Raw genomic sequence first — 13,365 nt, 5'->3', positions numbered from 1 at the left:
ACCCTGTCCGGTTTTTACAGCCGGACAAAAAACTGTGGGAGCGAGCCGCACCATCGCTCCCACAGGTTCTCCCACAGGTTATTTATGCTCATCCATGGAATCTGCCGCTGAAATCACCCGTTGGGCGCAACGCCCGGGCGTAGCAGAACAGGAACAGGTTTCGCACCAACTCCTTTAGCACCAGCGGTTCGCTGGAGTTGAGGCTGTTGAGGTCCAGATCCCCCTGGTCCTGCAGCTCATTCAAGGCTTCTTCTTCAAGCACCGCACAGACTTCCCCGGTTTCCCGGTGCAGGATCCTCAGGTAGGGATGTGGACGGTCCAGCCAGGCATCGATCAAATAAGTCATGGTTCTCATCTCCTTGATGGGTTCGATGAGAATAATTCTTATTCGCTAAATAGCAAGTCTCTATTGGCGCAACGGTTTTTTTCTGACGATGGGTTTTGAAAGCCCAAGCGGGTTGGAATCCCGTGGGGTCGCACAAAATAGGGTTGGGGAGGGGGAAGACAAGCACCATCCCACGCGGGGCATGGGATGGGAAATACAACAGATTCAGACTTTTCTGACGAACTCGGATTTAAGCTTCATCGGGCCGATGCCGTCGATCTTGCAGTCGATATCGTGATCGCCATCGCATAGGCGGATGTTCTTGACCTTGGTGCCAACCTTGACCACCAGGGAAGTGCCCTTGACCTTGAGGTCCTTGATCACGGTAATGGTATCGCCGTCCTGCAGGACGTTGCCGACCGAATCCTTCTTCACGATGTCGTCGGATGGCGCTTGCGCTTCGCCGCCGGCGGACCATTCATGGGCGCACTCCGGGCAGACCAGCTGGGTACCGTCTTCGTAGGTGTATTCGGAATTGCATTTCGGGCAGGGAGGCAACGTGCTCACTAAGGTTCCTTGGTATCAGGAGGGCAAAAGGGCGCACATTGTATAGGGTTTTGTTGCCAGGAGGGTGATACGGGGCTTTTGTGGCGAGGGAGCTTGCTCCCGGTGGGCTGCGCAGCCGCCCCCTTATGGCACTTGCGGTCGCTGCGCAACCGAGCGGGAGCAAGCTCCCTCGCCACAAAAGCTCGCCGTTTTCATGCAATCAATGGGTGCGGGCGACCGCAAACTCGCTCAGTTCCACCAGCGCATCGCGGTACTCGCTGGCCGGTAGGGCGTCGAGGCACTTGATTGCGCGGGCGACGTAGTCCTGGGCCAATTTCGCGGTGTATTCCAGCGATCCGGAAGCTTCGACCGCGATCCGGATGCTCTCCAGGTCCTCGATCCCGCCTTTCTGGATCGCCTGGCGTACCAAAGCTGCCTGTTCAGGTGTGCCTTCACGCATGGTGTAGATCAGCGGCAGGGTCGGCTTGCCTTCGGCCAGGTCGTCACCGACGTTCTTGCCCAGGGTCTCGGCGTCGCCCTTGTAGTCCAGCAGGTCGTCCACCAGCTGGAAGGCCACGCCCAGGTGGTCGCCAAAGGTGCGCAGGGCTTCGCTCTGCTCGGCGGTGGCACCGGCCAGGGCGGCGGCGCTGTGGGTCGAGGCTTCGAAGAGCATCGCGGTCTTGCCGCGAATGACCTCCATGTAGGTTTCTTCGGTGGTGCTGGCATCGCGCACCTTGGACAACTGCAGCACTTCGCCTTCGGCGATGATGCGCGTGGCCTGGGACAGGATCTTCATTACCGGCATCGAGCCCAGCTCGACCATCATTTCGAACGAGCGCGAGTACAGGAAATCACCCACCAGCACGCTCGGGGCGTTGCCCCACATGGCGTTGGCGGTCGAACGGCCACGGCGCATGCCGGACATGTCGACGACGTCGTCATGCAGCAGGGTCGCGGTGTGCAGGAATTCGATGGTGGCGGCGAGCAGGCGCATGTCGTCGCCTTCGCGACCCAGTGCCTTGCCGCACAGTAGCACCAATAAAGGACGCAGGCGCTTGCCGCCGGCCGACGTGATGTAGTCGCCGATTTTCGATACCAGCGGCACGCGGGACGTCAGCTGCTTCTTGATGATACCGTCGACGGCACTAAAATCGTCCGCCACTGCGCGGTAGAAAGCTTGGGGTTGCATCAGCGACAGGCGCTCCAGAAGGGTTGCGCGGCATGCTAGGACCCACGTCCGCAGGTGTCAAGGCGCATGCTTCTACAGTGCGGGGCGGCCACTTGCAAGGCTCGGTCAGCTTGCGTACAATCGCGCACCCTGAACTTCCTGGGCAGCACCTGCCTTACGCAATTGCATCCGGGCCTTCCAGCCCATGCAGCCATGCCAGCCAATACCTCTTCTTATAAAGCGCTGGGTGAGCAGGATTATCGGAGAAATACCATGTCGTATGCAGTAATCGTTACTGGTGGCAAGCAATACAAGGTCGCCCCAGGTGAATACCTGAAGATCGAAAAACTGGAAATCGCTACCGGCGAATCCGTGACTTTTGATCGCGTTCTGTTGGTCGCCAATGGCGATGACGTGAATATCGGCGCTCCAGTCGTTGCTGGCGCTACCGTTGTGGCTGAAGTGATCTCCCAAGGTCGTCACGATAAAGTCCGCATCATCAAGTTCCGTCGTCGTAAGCACCACATGAAGCGTATGGGCCACCGCCAGTGGTACACCGAGATCAAAATCACCGGTATTCAGGCTTAATTTCAGCCTAATTCCTCACTAGGAGAATTGAACTCATGGCACACAAAAAAGCTGGTGGTAGTACCCGTAACGGTCGCGACTCAGAAGCCAAACGCCTTGGCGTGAAGATGTATGGCGGCCAGGCTATCAAAGCGGGCAACATCATCGTGCGTCAGCGCGGCACCCAATTCCACGCTGGCTACGGCGTTGGCATGGGTAAGGATCACACCCTCTTCGCTAAAATCGAAGGCGTGATCAAGTTCGAAGTAAAAGGCGCCTTCGGTCGTCGTTACGTAAGCGTTATCGCAGCTTAATTGCGAGACCGCTGGAAAAGCCCTGTCTTGCGACGGGGCTTTTTCGTTTGTGGGGTGAGTCTCTTGCAAAACTGTTTGTATGGGCTGTCGGCGCTGCGGTTGGGGCGTGTTTTGAGGTCGCTGCGCTCATTTTTGCAAGAGTCTTATGTCTTGTTTTTTTCGGCTCGTCCGTACGGCGAGAGGCGTGTGTCATGAAGTTTGTTGATGAAGTATCGATTCGAGTAAAGGCTGGCGACGGCGGCAATGGCTGCATGAGTTTCCGTCGGGAAAAATTCATTGAAAACGGTGGCCCCAACGGTGGTGACGGGGGCGACGGCGGCTCGATCTACATGCTCGCCGATGAAAACCTCAATACCCTGGTGGACTACCGTTACACCCGGCACTTCGATGCCGAGCGTGGCTCCAACGGTGGCAGCACCGACTGCACCGGCAAGAAGGGCGAAGACCTGATCCTGCGCGTGCCGGTCGGTACCACGGTGATCGATTCCGCCACCCAGGAAGTCATCGGCGACCTGACCAAGGCCGGCCAGCGTTTGCTGGTGGCCCATGGTGGCTGGCACGGTCTGGGCAACACCCGTTTCAAATCCAGTACCAACCGCGCGCCGCGCCAGACCACGCCAGGCAAGCCCGGCGAACAGCGTGACCTGAAGCTGGAAATGAAAGTGTTGGCCGATGTGGGTCTGTTAGGTCTGCCGAATGCCGGTAAAAGTACCTTCATTCGCTCGGTGTCGGCGGCCAAGCCTAAAGTGGCCGACTACCCGTTCACCACCCTGGTGCCAAACCTGGGCGTGGTCAGTGTCGACCGTTGGAAAAGCTTCGTGATCGCCGACATTCCGGGGCTGATCGAAGGCGCTTCCGAGGGTGCCGGCCTGGGCATTCGCTTCCTCAAGCACTTGTCCCGTACCCGCCTGTTGCTGCACCTCGTCGACATGGCGCCTCTGGATGAAACCAGTGCTGCCGATGCTGCCGAGGTCATCGTCAACGAGCTGACCAAATTCAGCCCGGCCCTGGCCGAGCGCGACCGTTGGCTGGTGCTGAACAAGTGCGACCAGATCCTCGAGGAAGAGCACGAGGAGCGGGTCAAGGAGATCGTCGATCGCCTGGAGTGGGAAGGTCCGGTCTACGTGATCTCGGCCATCGCCAAGGAAAACACCGAGCGTCTGTGCCACGACATCATGCGTTACCTGGAAGATCGCGCCGATCGCCTGGCCAACGACCCGGCCTACAAGGAAGAGCTGGCCGAGCTCGACCAGCGCATCGAAGACGAGGCGCGCGCCCAGTTGCAGGCGCTGGACGACCAGCGTGCCTTGCGCCGCAGTGGCGTCAAGTCGGTCCATGACATCGGTGACGACGATTGGGACGAAGAAGATGTGGATGACGAGGACGGTCCGGAGATCATCTACGTCCGCGACTGATCTTGTGCTGATACCGGCCGCTTGAGGGCAAAACCTATGGGAGCGAGCAGGCTCGCTCCCACAAGGATTCTCGTGTGGCTGGCATTAACTGGTCCAGGGCGGTGTTATCATCGCAGTCAGCCGGTTTCCAAGGCGCCGCTCAATCGAGCGGCGTTTTGGTATCTGTAAAACGCAAATACGAATAATCCCATGGGCGGCGCTGGGTCGCGCCGTTCGCTGGCAAAGGTTGAAGAAAATGCGGAGCAAGGTGACGGGTGCGCAGCGCTGGGTCGTCAAGATCGGCAGCGCACTGCTGACGGCGGATGGCAAGGGCCTGGATCGCACGGCTATGGCGGTGTGGGTCGAACAGATGGTGGCCTTGCATGAGGCGGGTGTCGAGTTGGTGTTGGTCTCTTCCGGGGCCGTGGCTGCCGGCATGAGTCGCCTGGGCTGGACGTCGCGACCCAGCGCGATGCATGAGCTGCAAGCTGCCGCCGCCATCGGCCAGATGGGCCTGGTCCAGGCTTGGGAGTCGAGCTTCGCCGAGCATGGTCGCCACACGGCGCAGATCCTGCTGACCCATGACGACCTGTCCGACCGCAAGCGCTACCTCAATGCCCGCAGTACGTTGCGGGCGTTGGTCGAGCTGAAGGTTATCCCGGTGATCAACGAGAACGACACGGTGGTCACCGACGAAATCCGTTTTGGCGACAACGACACCCTGGCCGCGCTGGTGGCGAACCTGGTGGAGGCGGATCTGCTGGTGATCCTCACGGATCGCGACGGCATGTTCGATGCCGATCCACGCAACAATCCCGACGCCAAGCTGATCTACGAGGCCCGCGCCGATGATCCGGCGCTGGATGCCGTGGCGGGTGGCACCGGCGGGGCTTTGGGGCGTGGCGGCATGCAGACCAAGCTGCGCGCGGCGCGCCTGGCGGCCCGCTCCGGGGCGCATACGATTATCGTGGGTGGTCGGCTGGAACGTGTATTGGATCGCCTGAAGGCTGGCGAGCGTATCGGAACATTGTTGTCGCCCGAGCGCGGCATGCTGGCGGCACGCAAGCAATGGCTGGCCGGGCATCTGCAAACCCGTGGCACCTTGGTGCTGGATGCGGGGGCGGTGTCGGCCTTGTCCCAGGGCAACAAGAGTTTGCTGCCAGTGGGCGTGAAGCTGGTCCAGGGCAGTTTTCGTCGCGGCGAGATGGTGGTATGCGTCGCGCCGGACGGTCGCGAAATCGCCCGCGGCCTGGCCAACTACAGCGCGTTGGAAGCGCAGAAAATCATCGGCCAGTCGTCTGATGCGATCGTCGGCTTGTTGGGTTACATGGCGGAGCCCGAATTGGTCCACCGTGACAACCTGATCCTCGTCTAAGGAAAAAACATGGGTATGGCAAAAGGATTGATCGGTTTGCTACTGGCACTGCCGCTGCTGGCTTCGGCCGAGGAAATCGGCCAGGTCTCTACGGTGTTCAAGTTTGTCGGGCCGAACGATCGGATCGTGGTCGAGGCGTTTGACGATCCCAAGGTGGACGGCGTGACCTGTTACCTGTCGCGAGCCAAGACCGGTGGTGTTAAAGGCGGTCTGGGCCTGGCCGAAGATCGCGCCGAGGCGTCCATCGCCTGTCGGCAGGTCGGGCCCATCAGCTTCAAGGGCGACCTCAAGGACGGCGAAGAGGTGTTCCGCGAGCGCACTTCGTTGGTGTTCAAGACCATGCAGGTGGTGCGGTTCCTCGACAAGAAGCGCAATACGCTGGTGTATCTGGTCTATAGCGATCGCGTGATCGAGGGCAGCCCGCAAAATGCGGTGACGGCGATTCCGATCCTGCCGTGGGCTCGGGCTCAATAACCTACGCTCAATGCCCCTGTGTGGGAGCGAGCCCGCTCGCGATACGGTGTGTCAGGTGGCATCAATGCTGCTGGCAGACAGCATTCGCGAGCAAGCTCGCTCCCACAGTTTTTTTGCTGTGTGGTTGATAAATCCCAGGCAATAAAAAACCGACCCTGAGGTCGGTTTTTTAACGAGCGCGTCGCTTAGGCAGCAGCGGCAACGTTCAAGGCCTTTACGTGGCCATTCAGGCGGCTCTTATGGCGAGCAGCCTTGTTCTTGTGGATGATGCCTTTATCGGCCATGCGGTCGATAACTGGCACAGCCAGAACGTAAGCAGCTTGTGCTTTTTCAGCGTCTTTTGCGTCGATGGCCTTGACTACATTCTTGATGTAGGTACGGACCATGGAACGCAGGCTGGCGTTGTGGCTGCGACGCTTCTCAGCCTGTTTTGCACGTTTTTTGGCGGAAGGTGAGTTGGCCACCGTCGAGCTCCTCGAAAGACTTTTTAGGAAATAGCAAACAAAATAGGCCGCGAATCATGCCGATGAGTTGAGGTCTTGTCAAGGGCGGGTGACACGTTCCGCTGAATGGCAGGTGCGGCGCACCGAATGATTTCTTTCCGGCGTGCGACCTGTAAACTCGCGGGCTTTGGCGCTGTGCTGTTTAGCGGCGCGGAGTATCGCACAAGTGGGCGCATTGTTCGCCTGCTGTTTATCGACAGGCAAAAACTCTTTTCATGAATCTGCTTAAATCGTTGGCTGCCGTCAGCTCTATCACGATGCTTTCCCGTGTCCTGGGGTTCGTTCGCGATACGCTGATCGCCCGGATATTCGGTGCCGGAATGGCCACCGACGCCTTCTTCATTGCGTTCAAATTGCCCAACCTGCTGCGGCGAATCTTTGCCGAAGGGGCTTTTTCCCAGGCCTTCGTGCCGATCCTGGCGGAATATAAAAGCCAGAAGGGCGACGAGGCGACCCGCACCTTCATCGCCTATGTAACGGGGTTGCTGACGCTGGTGTTGGCACTTGTCACGGCCGCCGGCATGCTCGCCGCGCCTTGGGTGATCTGGGCCACCGCGCCAGGGTTCACCGACACGCCGGAAAAGTTCCAGCTCACCTCGGATCTGTTGCGGGTGACCTTTCCTTATATATTGCTGATCTCCCTGTCGTCGCTGGCCGGGGCGATCCTCAATACCTGGAACCGCTTTTCGGTGCCGGCCTTCGTGCCGACGCTGCTCAATGTCAGCATGATCGTGTTTGCGTTGTTCCTGACGCCGTATTTCGATCCACCGGTAATGGCCCTGGGTTGGGCGGTATTGGTGGGTGGCCTGGCGCAGTTGCTCTATCAACTGCCGCACCTGAAGAGGATCGGCATGCTGGTGCTGCCGCGGCTGAACCTGCGCGACAGCGGCGTGTGGCGCGTCATGAAGCAGATGCTGCCGGCGATTCTCGGTGTCTCGGTGAGTCAGATCTCGCTGATCATCAACACCATTTTTGCCTCGTTTCTGGTGGCTGGCTCGGTGTCGTGGATGTACTACGCCGACCGCTTGATGGAGTTGCCGTCCGGCGTGCTGGGCGTGGCGCTGGGCACGATTCTGCTGCCGACCCTGGCCAAGACCTACGCCAGCCAGGATCGCCATGAGTACTCGCGGATCCTCGATTGGGGCCTGCGCCTGTGCTTCGTGCTGGTCCTGCCTTGCGCGCTGGCGTTGGGGATCCTCGCCGAGCCGCTGACCGTTTCCTTGTTCCAGTACGGTCAATTCAATGCATTTGATGCCCTGATGACGCAGCGGGCACTGATTGCTTATTCGGTGGGGCTGCTCGGGATCATCGTGATCAAGGTCCTTGCGCCAGGTTTCTATGCCCAGCAGAACATCCGCACGCCGGTCAAGATCGCGGTCTTCACGCTGGTGATGACCCAACTGTTCAACCTGCTGCTCATCGGTCCCCTGGCCCATGCCGGCCTGGCCTTGGCAATCAGTGCAGGGGCCTGCCTCAACGCCGGGCTGCTGTTCTATCAACTGCGCAAACAGAAGATGTATCAACCGCTGCCGGGCTGGGGCAAGTTCGGCCTCAAGCTGCTGGTCGCCGTGGCGGTGATGTCGGCGGTATTGTTGGCCGGGATGCACTTCATGCCGGCTTGGGGCGAAGGGCAGATGCTCGAGCGTTTCCTGCGCCTGGGCGTGTTGGTCGTGGCGGGCGTGGTGGCGTATTTCGGCATGTTGCTGCTGATGGGGTTCCGTTTGCGCGACTTCAATCGCAAAGCCTTGAACTGAGCACCTGCTCTGTATGATCACGGGCCCGACGGCGGTTTTGTCGGTTCGATCACTTTGGGTTACGGTGTTGCCTGTCACCGACCGCCGGGTGTGGTTATAATCGGCCACTTTATGAGCAAGAAGCGCGTTATGCAGCTGGTTCGAGGCCTTCACAACCTGCGTCCCCGCCATCGGGGCTGTGTCGCCACCATTGGCAACTTCGACGGTGTCCACCGTGGTCACCAGGCTATCCTGGCGCGGCTGCGCGAGCGTGCGCTGGAATTGGGCCTGCCCAGCTGCGTGGTGATCTTCGAGCCGCAGCCCAGGGAGTTTTTCGCCCCGGACACCGCTCCGGCCCGCTTGGCGCGGCTGCGGGACAAGCTGCAGCTGCTGGCCGCCGAAGGCGTCGACCGGGTCCTGTGCCTGGCCTTCAACCAGCGCCTGAGCAAACTCAGTGCCGCCGAATTCGTCGATACCATCCTGGTGGATGGTCTCGATGTGAAACACTTGGAAGTCGGCGATGACTTCCGTTTTGGCTGTGATCGGTCCGGAGATTTTGATTACCTGCAACAGGCAGGTATCGCCCAGGGCTTCACGGTTGAAGCGGCGCAGACCGTCGAGATGGACGGTTTGCGCGTCAGCAGCACCCAGGTCCGCAACGCCTTGGCGGCCGCCGACTTCGAATTGGCCGAGCGCTTGCTCGGCCGGCCGTACCGGATTGCCGGGCGGATCCTGCATGGGCAGAAACTGGCGCGTCAATTAGGCACGCCAACGGCCAATGTGCAGCTCAAGCGCCGTCGTGTGCCGCTCACCGGGGTGTTCCTGGTGAGTGTCGACATCGATGGCAAGACCTGGCCCGGCGTCGCCAATATCGGTGTACGGCCGACGGTCCAGGGAGATGGCAAGGCCCATCTCGAAGTACACATTCTGGATTTTGCCGGCGATCTGTATGACCGGCGTTTGACGGTGGTTTTCCACCAGAAGCTGCGTGAAGAGCAGCGTTTTGCCTCTCTGGAGGCGCTCAAGACGGCGATCCATGCAGATATCGCCGCCGCCCGTGCCCTTGTCGCAACCAGCGCCAATCGCTAATGAAGAGCCTTAAATGACCGACTATAAAGCTACGCTAAACCTTCCGGACACCGCCTTCCCAATGAAGGCCGGCCTGCCTCAGCGCGAACCACAGATTCTGCAGCGTTGGGACAGCATTGGCCTGTACGGAAAGTTGCGCGAAATTGGCAAGGATCGTCCGAAGTTCGTCCTGCACGACGGCCCTCCGTACGCCAACGGCACCATCCACATCGGTCACGCGCTGAACAAGATTCTCAAGGACATGATCATCCGCTCCAAGACCCTGTCGGGTTTTGACGCGCCGTATGTCCCGGGCTGGGACTGCCACGGCCTGCCGATCGAGCACAAGGTCGAGGTGACCCACGGCAAGAACCTGGGCGCGGACAAGACCCGCGAGCTGTGCCGTGCCTATGCCACCGAGCAGATCGAAGGGCAGAAATCCGAATTCATCCGCCTCGGCGTGTTGGGCGACTTCGCCAACCCGTACAAGACCATGAACTTTGCGAACGAAGCCGGCGAAATCCGTGCCTTGGCGAAAATCGTCGAGGGTGGCTTCGTGTTCAAGGGCCTCAAGCCCGTGAACTGGTGCTTCGATTGCGGTTCGGCCCTGGCCGAGGCGGAAGTCGAGTACGAAAACAAGAAGTCCTCGACCATCGATGTCGCATTCCCGATCGCCGATGAAGACAAGCTCGCCGCCGCGTTCGGCCTGGGCAAGCTGGCCAAGCCGGCGGCTATCGTGATCTGGACCACCACCCCGTGGACCATCCCGGCCAACCAGGCGCTGAACGTCCACCCGGAATTCAACTACGCCCTGGTCGATGTCGGTGACAAGCTGCTGGTGTTGGCCGAAGAGCTGGTCGAATCCTGCCTGGCCCGTTACGGCCTCGAAGGTTCGGTGGTTGCCACCGCGCCAGGTTCGGCGTTGGAACTGATCAATTTCCGCCATCCGTTCTACGACCGTCTGTCGCCGGTGTACCTGGCCGACTACGTGGAACTGGGCGCGGGCACCGGCGTGGTTCACTCCGCGCCGGCCTATGGCGTTGACGACTTCGTGACCTGCAAGAAATACGGCATGGTCAACGATGACATCCTCAACCCGGTGCAGAGCAATGGCGTGTACGTGCCGTCGCTGGAATTCTTCGGCGGCCAGTTCATCTGGAAAGCGAACCCGGCCATCGTCGACAAGCTGACCGAAGTCGGCGCGCTGCTGCACACCACCGTCATCGAACACAGCTACATGCACTGCTGGCGCCACAAGACCCCGCTGATCTACCGTGCCACGGCACAGTGGTTCATCGGCATGGACAAGCAGCCCACCAGCGGCGACACCCTGCGCCAGCGTTCGCTCAAGGCTATCGAAGAGACCCAGTTCGTGCCGGCCTGGGGCCAGGCGCGCCTGCACTCGATGATCGCCAACCGTCCGGACTGGTGCATCTCTCGCCAGCGCAACTGGGGCGTGCCGATTCCGTTCTTCCTGAACAAGGAAAGCGGCGAGCTGCACCCGCGTACTGTCGAGCTGATGGAACAAGTTGCCCAGCGCGTCGAAGCCGAAGGCATCGAAGCCTGGTTCAAGCTGGACGCCGCCGAGCTGCTGGGCGACGAAGCGCCGCTGTACGACAAGATCAGCGACACCCTGGACGTCTGGTTCGACTCCGGCACCACCCACTGGCACGTGCTGCGCGGTTCACACCCGATGGGCCACGAGACCGGCCCGCGCGCCGACCTGTACCTGGAAGGTTCGGACCAGCATCGCGGCTGGTTCCACTCGTCCTTGCTGACCGGTTGCGCCATCGACAACCACGCGCCGTACCGCGAGCTGCTGACCCACGGCTTCACCGTCGACGAGTCCGGCCGCAAGATGTCCAAGTCCCTGGGCAACGTGATCGCGCCGCAGAAAGTCAACGACACCCTCGGCGCTGACATCATGCGCTTGTGGGTTGCGTCCACCGATTACTCCGGCGAGATGGCGGTTTCCGAGCAGATCCTGCAACGCAGCGCCGACGCCTACCGGCGAATCCGTAACACCGCGCGTTTCCTGCTCTCGAACCTGACCGGCTTCAACCCGGCCACCGACCTGTTACCGGCCGAAGACATGCTCGCCCTGGATCGCTGGGCCGTGGACCGTACCTTGCTGCTGCAACGTGAATTGCAGGAACACTACGGCGAATACCGTTTCTGGAACGTCTACTCCAAGATCCACAACTTCTGCGTGCAGGAGCTCGGTGGTTTCTACCTCGACATCATCAAGGATCGCCAGTACACCACCGGCGCCAACAGCAAGGCGCGCCGTTCCTGCCAGACCGCGCTGTTCCACATCAGCGAAGCGCTGGTGCGCTGGATCGCGCCGATCCTGGCGTTCACCGCCGATGAGCTGTGGGAATACCTGCCGGGCGAGCGCAATGAGTCGGTGATGCTCAACACCTGGTACGAAGGCCTGACCGAACTGCCGCAAGGCTTCGAGCTGGACCGTGCGTACTGGGATCGAGTGATGGCGGTCAAGGCAGCGGTCAACAAGGAAATGGAAATTCAGCGGGCGGCCAAGGCCGTCGGCGGCAACCTGCAGGCCGAAGTGACGCTCTACACCGAAGACGCCCTGGGCGCCGACCTGGCCAAGCTGGGCAACGAGCTGCGCTTCGTGCTGATCACCTCCACCGCCAGTGTCGCGCCGTTGGCGCAGGCGCCGGCCGATGCTGTGGTCACCGAAGTGAGTGGCCTGAAGCTCAAGGTGGTCAAGTCGAGCTTCGTCAAATGCGCCCGTTGCTGGCATTGCCGTGAAGACGTCGGCGTGAACCCGGAGCATCCGGAAATCTGCGGTCGTTGCGTCGACAACATCAGCGGCACAGGCGAGGTTCGCCACTATGCCTAACGTGGCGGGCCGTTTCGGGCGGCTGGGCTGGCTCTGGTTGAGCGTGCTGGTGCTGGTGATCGACCAGGCCAGCAAGTACTACTTCGAGGGTTCGTTGACCCTGTACCAGCAGATCGTGGTCATTCCTGACTACTTCAGCTGGACCCTGGCCTACAACACCGGTGCAGCGTTCAGCTTCCTGGCCGACAGCTCGGGCTGGCAGCGCTGGCTGTTCGCGCTGATCGCCGTGGTGGTCAGCGCCGTGCTGGTGGTCTGGCTCAAGCGCCTGGGGCGTGACGAAACCTGGCTGGCGGTGGCGCTGGCCTTGGTCCTGGGTGGGGCGCTGGGCAATCTCTACGATCGGATTGCCTTGGGCCACGTCGTCGATTTCATCCTGGTGCATTGGCAGAATCGCTGGTACTTCCCCGCGTTCAACTTTGCCGACAGCGCCATCAGCGTGGGCGCCGTGATGCTCGCCCTGGATATGTTCAAGAGCAAGAAAACCGGAGAAGCCGTCCATGACTGAGCAGCGTATCGCTCAAAACACCGAAGTGAAGCTTCACTTCGCCCTGCACCTGGAAAACGGCGACACGGTCGACAGCACTTTCGACAAGGCGCCGGCGGTGTTCAAGGTCGGCGACGGCAACCTGCTGCCGGGCTTCGAGGCGGCGCTCTTCGGTTTCAAGGCCGGCGACAAGCGCACCGTGGTCGTTCCACCGGAAAATGCCTTTGGTCAGCCCAACCCGCAAAACGTGCAGACCATGCCACGCTCGCAATTCCAGGACATGGAACTGTCCGAGGGCTTGCTGGTGATTTTCAACGATGCGGCCAACGCCGAGCTGCCGGGTGTGGTGAAGGCTTTCGACGATGCCCAGGTGACGGTGGACTTCAACCATCCATTGGCGGGCAAGACCTTGAGTTTCGAAGTGGAAATTCTTGAGGTCAAGGCGGTTTAAGGTTTAACGGCAATTATCGCCCCCACAATACCTGTGGGAGCGAGCCTGCTCGCGAAAGCTGAGTCACAGTCGCCATCGAGTTGACTGATCCACCGTA

The 13,365-nt window shown here is 60.5% G+C and carries 14 protein-coding genes; 10 read left to right on the top strand and 4 right to left on the bottom strand.

The genetic code is table 11. From position 1 onward, the window contains the following. Positions 1 to 88: 88 nt before the first annotated feature. From J3Q04_RS21535 to J3Q04_RS21525, 3 genes are all read right to left on the bottom strand, one after another. A complete protein-coding gene (locus tag J3Q04_RS21535) occupies positions 89 to 346 on the bottom strand; it encodes a PA4570 family protein (RefSeq protein WP_003205743.1) in 258 nt (85 codons plus the stop codon). A gap of 204 nt (positions 347 to 550) precedes the next feature. Continuing rightward, positions 551 to 892, bottom strand: a complete 342-nt coding sequence (locus J3Q04_RS21530; protein WP_420767650.1) for a zinc ribbon domain-containing protein YjdM — start codon at positions 890 to 892, stop codon at positions 551 to 553. Between the two features lie 199 nt (positions 893 to 1,091). After that, positions 1,092 to 2,060: a polyprenyl synthetase family protein gene (locus J3Q04_RS21525; RefSeq protein WP_420767649.1), complete on the bottom strand. Its 969-nt coding sequence runs from the start codon at positions 2,058 to 2,060 to the stop codon at positions 1,092 to 1,094. Between the two features lie 252 nt (positions 2,061 to 2,312). Between J3Q04_RS21525 and rplU the strand changes: the two genes are divergently transcribed. The 5 genes from rplU to J3Q04_RS21500 all read left to right on the top strand — a co-directional run bounded on the left by rplU (position 2,313) and on the right by J3Q04_RS21500 (position 6,163). Continuing rightward, the gene (gene rplU, locus J3Q04_RS21520; protein WP_003176051.1) at positions 2,313 to 2,627 is read left to right on the top strand and encodes a 50S ribosomal protein L21; all 315 of its coding nucleotides are present in this window, start codon (positions 2,313 to 2,315) and stop codon (positions 2,625 to 2,627) included. A gap of 35 nt (positions 2,628 to 2,662) precedes the next feature. Then, positions 2,663 to 2,920, top strand: coding sequence for a 50S ribosomal protein L27 (gene rpmA, locus J3Q04_RS21515; protein WP_053153633.1), 258 nt, complete (start codon positions 2,663 to 2,665; stop codon positions 2,918 to 2,920). Positions 2,921 to 3,111: 191 nt separating this feature from the next. Then, positions 3,112 to 4,335 (top strand): Obg family GTPase CgtA, encoded by a 1,224-nt coding sequence (cgtA, locus tag J3Q04_RS21510; RefSeq protein ID WP_039593902.1) that lies wholly within the window; start codon positions 3,112 to 3,114, stop codon positions 4,333 to 4,335. 235 nt (positions 4,336 to 4,570) lie between these two features. Then, positions 4,571 to 5,689 (top strand): glutamate 5-kinase, encoded by a 1,119-nt coding sequence (gene proB / locus J3Q04_RS21505; protein ID WP_420767648.1) that lies wholly within the window; start codon positions 4,571 to 4,573, stop codon positions 5,687 to 5,689. Positions 5,690 to 5,698: 9 nt separating this feature from the next. Then, positions 5,699 to 6,163 carry a CreA family protein gene (locus J3Q04_RS21500; RefSeq protein ID WP_420767647.1) on the top strand — a complete coding sequence of 155 codons (465 nt, stop codon included), beginning with the start codon at positions 5,699 to 5,701 and terminating at the stop codon, positions 6,161 to 6,163. Between the two features lie 185 nt (positions 6,164 to 6,348). Here the strand turns inward: J3Q04_RS21500 and rpsT are convergent, their stop codons facing one another. Next, positions 6,349 to 6,627 (bottom strand): 30S ribosomal protein S20, encoded by a 279-nt coding sequence (rpsT, locus tag J3Q04_RS21495; RefSeq protein ID WP_020798646.1) that lies wholly within the window; start codon positions 6,625 to 6,627, stop codon positions 6,349 to 6,351. Positions 6,628 to 6,881: 254 nt separating this feature from the next. Here rpsT and murJ point away from each other — a divergent pair, with 254 nt between their 5' ends. The 5 genes from murJ to fkpB all read left to right on the top strand — a co-directional run bounded on the left by murJ (position 6,882) and on the right by fkpB (position 13,268). Continuing rightward, positions 6,882 to 8,420 (top strand): murein biosynthesis integral membrane protein MurJ, encoded by a 1,539-nt coding sequence (murJ, locus tag J3Q04_RS21490; RefSeq protein ID WP_420767646.1) that lies wholly within the window; start codon positions 6,882 to 6,884, stop codon positions 8,418 to 8,420. Positions 8,421 to 8,549: 129 nt separating this feature from the next. Beyond that, positions 8,550 to 9,488 carry a bifunctional riboflavin kinase/FAD synthetase gene (ribF, locus tag J3Q04_RS21485; RefSeq protein WP_420767645.1) on the top strand — a complete coding sequence of 313 codons (939 nt, stop codon included), beginning with the start codon at positions 8,550 to 8,552 and terminating at the stop codon, positions 9,486 to 9,488. 13 nt (positions 9,489 to 9,501) lie between these two features. Then, on the top strand, positions 9,502 to 12,333 hold the full coding sequence (gene ileS, locus J3Q04_RS21480; protein WP_420767644.1) for an isoleucine--tRNA ligase: 2,832 nt from the start codon (positions 9,502 to 9,504) through the stop codon (positions 12,331 to 12,333). After that, entirely contained in the window at positions 12,326 to 12,838 is a 513-nt protein-coding gene (gene lspA, locus J3Q04_RS21475; protein WP_420767643.1) for a signal peptidase II, read from the top strand. Before ileS ends, lspA begins: the two co-directional genes overlap by 8 nt. After that, positions 12,831 to 13,268 carry an FKBP-type peptidyl-prolyl cis-trans isomerase gene (gene fkpB / locus J3Q04_RS21470; protein ID WP_420767642.1) on the top strand — a complete coding sequence of 146 codons (438 nt, stop codon included), beginning with the start codon at positions 12,831 to 12,833 and terminating at the stop codon, positions 13,266 to 13,268. The genes lspA and fkpB overlap by 8 nt, the downstream gene beginning before the upstream one ends. Positions 13,269 to 13,365: the final 97 nt, after the last annotated feature.

It is taken from the genome of Pseudomonas sp. D4-21 (assembly GCF_051132125.1).
Classification (GTDB): domain Bacteria; phylum Pseudomonadota; class Gammaproteobacteria; order Pseudomonadales; family Pseudomonadaceae; genus Aquipseudomonas.
Note: the sequence above shows the minus strand (reverse complement) of the source record. Positions and strands in the feature narration are given on the sequence as shown.

Coding starts and splice junctions, on each gene's coding strand:
- murJ (WP_420767646.1), top strand. CDS start 6,882: ATGAATCTGCTTAAATCGTTGGCTGCCGTCAGCTCTATCACGATGCTT.
- J3Q04_RS21535 (WP_003205743.1), bottom strand. CDS start 346: ATGACTTATTTGATCGATGCCTGGCTGGACCGTCCACATCCCTACCTG.
- cgtA (WP_039593902.1), top strand. CDS start 3,112: ATGAAGTTTGTTGATGAAGTATCGATTCGAGTAAAGGCTGGCGACGGC.
- lspA (WP_420767643.1), top strand. CDS start 12,326: ATGCCTAACGTGGCGGGCCGTTTCGGGCGGCTGGGCTGGCTCTGGTTG.
- fkpB (WP_420767642.1), top strand. CDS start 12,831: ATGACTGAGCAGCGTATCGCTCAAAACACCGAAGTGAAGCTTCACTTC.
- J3Q04_RS21500 (WP_420767647.1), top strand. CDS start 5,699: ATGGGTATGGCAAAAGGATTGATCGGTTTGCTACTGGCACTGCCGCTG.
- ileS (WP_420767644.1), top strand. CDS start 9,502: ATGACCGACTATAAAGCTACGCTAAACCTTCCGGACACCGCCTTCCCA.
- proB (WP_420767648.1), top strand. CDS start 4,571: ATGCGGAGCAAGGTGACGGGTGCGCAGCGCTGGGTCGTCAAGATCGGC.
- ribF (WP_420767645.1), top strand. CDS start 8,550: ATGCAGCTGGTTCGAGGCCTTCACAACCTGCGTCCCCGCCATCGGGGC.
- rpmA (WP_053153633.1), top strand. CDS start 2,663: ATGGCACACAAAAAAGCTGGTGGTAGTACCCGTAACGGTCGCGACTCA.
- J3Q04_RS21525 (WP_420767649.1), bottom strand. CDS start 2,060: ATGCAACCCCAAGCTTTCTACCGCGCAGTGGCGGACGATTTTAGTGCC.
- rplU (WP_003176051.1), top strand. CDS start 2,313: ATGTCGTATGCAGTAATCGTTACTGGTGGCAAGCAATACAAGGTCGCC.